The sequence below is a fragment of the Roseibium sp. genome (assembly GCF_025698965.1).
Lineage (GTDB): Bacteria > Pseudomonadota > Alphaproteobacteria > Rhizobiales > Stappiaceae > Roseibium.
In genome coordinates, this window is sequence record NZ_JAILWL010000642.1 from 1 (window position 1) to 2,909 (window position 2,909).

2 protein-coding genes and 2 pseudogenes are annotated in these 2,909 nt (G+C 57.9%); all 4 read left to right on the forward strand.

Annotation, left to right across the window (positions count from 1 at the left end; all coding sequences use genetic code 11):
• Positions 1 to 354: pseudogene (locus K5905_RS30940) on the forward strand (sugar ABC transporter permease); the annotation flags it as partial.
• Between the two features lie 24 nt (positions 355 to 378).
• Positions 379 to 1,146, forward strand: a complete 768-nt coding sequence (locus tag K5905_RS30945) for an ATP-binding cassette domain-containing protein (protein ID WP_367187044.1) — start codon at positions 379 to 381, stop codon at positions 1,144 to 1,146.
• 146 nt (positions 1,147 to 1,292) lie between these two features.
• Positions 1,293 to 2,744, forward strand: a complete 1,452-nt coding sequence (xylB, locus tag K5905_RS30950) for a xylulokinase (protein ID WP_297591560.1) — start codon at positions 1,293 to 1,295, stop codon at positions 2,742 to 2,744.
• Between the two features lie 11 nt (positions 2,745 to 2,755).
• Positions 2,756 to 2,909, forward strand: a pseudogene (locus tag K5905_RS30955) (xylose isomerase); the annotation flags it as partial.

Below are 2,909 nucleotides of genomic sequence, written 5' to 3' on the forward strand. Positions count from 1 at the left end.
GAACTCTCAGGCATCAACACGCGATTCCTGACCGTCAAGATCTTTGCACTCATGGGCGGCTTGTGCGCACTGGCGGCCGCAGTTGCTTCGGCCCGTCTCGGCTTTTCCACCAACGACATCGGCACGCTTGATGAACTGCGTGTTATCGCAGCGGCCGTTATCGGAGGGACGGCTCTGGCGGGTGGTGTCGGCACGATCTACGGCGCAATCCTTGGCGCCCTGATCATGCAGTCGCTGCAGTCCGGAATGGCAATGGTCGGTGTGGACGCACCGCTTCAGAACATCGTCGTGGGCACCGTGCTGGTCCTCGCCGTTCTGGTCGACATCATCTATCGCAGACGCACGGGAGAGTAAGTGATGGCAACGCCTCTCGTTGAAATGAAAGACATGTGCATCTCCTTTGGCGGGGTGCATGCAGTGGATCACGTGACTGTTGATCTTTATCCGGGCGAAGTTGTTGGTCTGCTCGGCCACAACGGTGCGGGAAAATCGACGCTGATCAAGATCCTGTCGGGCGCCTATAAGGCCGACAGCGGTGAAATCCGCATCAATGGTGAAGAAGTTCACATTCACTCGCCCCGGGATGCGCGGGCGCAAAACATCGAGACAATCTACCAGACACTGGCGCTGGCCGATAATCTCGATGCGGCGTCCAACCTGTTCCTGGGTCGTGAATTGACCTCGCCGCTGGGATTTGTCGATGACGACAAGATGGAAGCTGAAACCCGCAAGATCATGGGACGGCTCAACCCGAACTTCAAAAAGTTCCATGCTCCGGTCAAGGCGCTGTCCGGTGGTCAGCGCCAATCGGTCGCGATTGCCCGTGCGGTCTATTTCAATGCCAAGATCCTGATCATGGATGAGCCGACTGCAGCACTCGGCGTACATGAAACGCAGATGGTGGCGGAGCTGATCCAGGAACTGAAGAAGCAGGGTCTCGGTATTTTCCTGATCAGTCACGACATCCATGATGTGTTCCAGTTGTGTGACAGACTGGCTGTGATGAAAAACGGCCAACTTGTCGGCACCGCGAAGACGAGCGATGTGACCGATGATGACGTGCTCGGCATGATCATTCTGGGCAAGTGTCCTCCGGGCGCGACCCCGGGACCGGGGGCACTTGTCGACGACACTGTGCTCGGGTAAACCAATCGGACCCGCGGGCTTCAGCCCGCGGGCTCCTGGTCTGATCTGAGTGGAAAGGCTCATTCCAGACACGCTGAAAAACACCGCGCCGAGACCTTGTGACGGGCATCGGCATTCTTTTTGAAGTTTTTTGAGGAACGCACCTCATGTATATCGGTCTTGATATCGGCACGAGTTCGGTCAAAGCCATCCTGCTTGGCGAAGACCAGTCCCTGATTGCCTCCGCGACTTCGGAACTTACGGTGGAACGACCGCATCCGGGTTGGTCGGAACAGGACCCGGACAGTTGGTGGGCGGCGTGCGAGCAGGTGCTGGACGAACTGAAGAACAAGGTTCCGACGGAATTATCGGCCGTGAAGGGGATCGGCCTGTCGGGACACATGCACGGAGCAACATTGCTGGACAAGGCCGGTCGCCCTTTGCGGCCGTGCATCCTTTGGAACGACGGCAGATCCGGAAAACAATGTGCGGAACTGGCCGAGAAGGAACCGAAATTCATGAGCCTCGGTGGCAACCTTGTCATGCCGGGCTTCACCGCACCCAAATTGCAATGGGTTCGGGAAAATGAACCGGAGATCTTCGCCGGAACCGCGATGGTCCTGCTGCCCAAGGACTATGTTCGTTTTAAGCTGACTGGCGAGTATGTCGGCGACATGTCAGACAGCGCCGGAACGCTTTGGATGGACGTTGCCAAGAGGGATTGGAGCGATGACCTTCTGGCGGCAACGGGATTGACCCGCAATCAGATGCCCCGCCTCGTGGAAGGGTCGGAAAGCTCTGGTGTGATGACGGCAGAGCATTGTTCCCGCTGGGGCTTTGATACCCCTCCGGTGATCGCCGGTGGTGGTGGTGACAACGCGGCTTCGGCTTGTGGCGTGGGAGCGGTCGATCCGGGCTCTGCTTTTGTCTCGCTTGGAACATCGGGTGTACTTTTTGTCACCAATGAACGTTTTTCGCCGAACGTGGACGGAGCGGTTCATGCCTTCTGTCATGCGGTGCCTGAGACCTGGCATCAGATGGGCGTGATCCTGTCGGCCACCGACAGTCTCAACTGGCTCTCGGGCATCTTGAAAAAATCTCCGGGTGAATTGACGAATGCACTTGGCCAGATCTCCGGTCCCTCTCCCGTGTCGTTTCTGCCTTATCTCGGCGGCGAACGCACTCCACACAACGACGTCGATATCCGGGCCGGGTTTTCTGGCATTTCCCACGATACGGACGACCTGGTGCTGACCCATGCCGTGATGGACGGCGTTGCCTTCGCCTTGATGGATTGCCTGGAGGCGTTGAGCGTTGCCGGAACCAGAATTGATCGCGTCCTGGCTGTTGGCGGCGGCTCGCGTTCACGAACCTGGCTGGAAATCATCGCCAGTTTGTTGAACGTGTCGGTCAATGTGCCGGTGGATGGCGACTTCGGCGCGTCTCTCGGCGCCGCCCGTCTCGGGCAGGCCGCTGCACTTGGAACAACCGACGGGATATTCACCAGGCCTGCTCTCAAGGCTAGCATCGATCCCGTTCCCTCCCTGACCGAAACCTATGCCGAGGCCTATGACCGTTGGCGCAAACTTTATCCGGCACTCAAGCAAGCCGGCTTCTAAGGAGCAAGAATATGAGCACTGGATTCTTCGGCGATGTGCAGCCGATTCAATACGCCGGACCGGACAGCCGCGATCCACTGACCTATCGCCATTACAACAAGGACGAAATCGTTCTTGGCAAGCGAATGGAAGATCATCTGCGCCTCGCCGTCTGCTATTGGCATA

What these genes read in the sequence shown, in the direction of transcription:
- K5905_RS30945 (WP_367187044.1), top strand. Translation starts at nt 379, where the DNA reads ATGAAAGACATGTGCATCTCCTTTGGCGGGGTGCATGCAGTGGATCAC.
- xylB (WP_297591560.1), top strand. Translation starts at nt 1,293, where the DNA reads ATGTATATCGGTCTTGATATCGGCACGAGTTCGGTCAAAGCCATCCTG.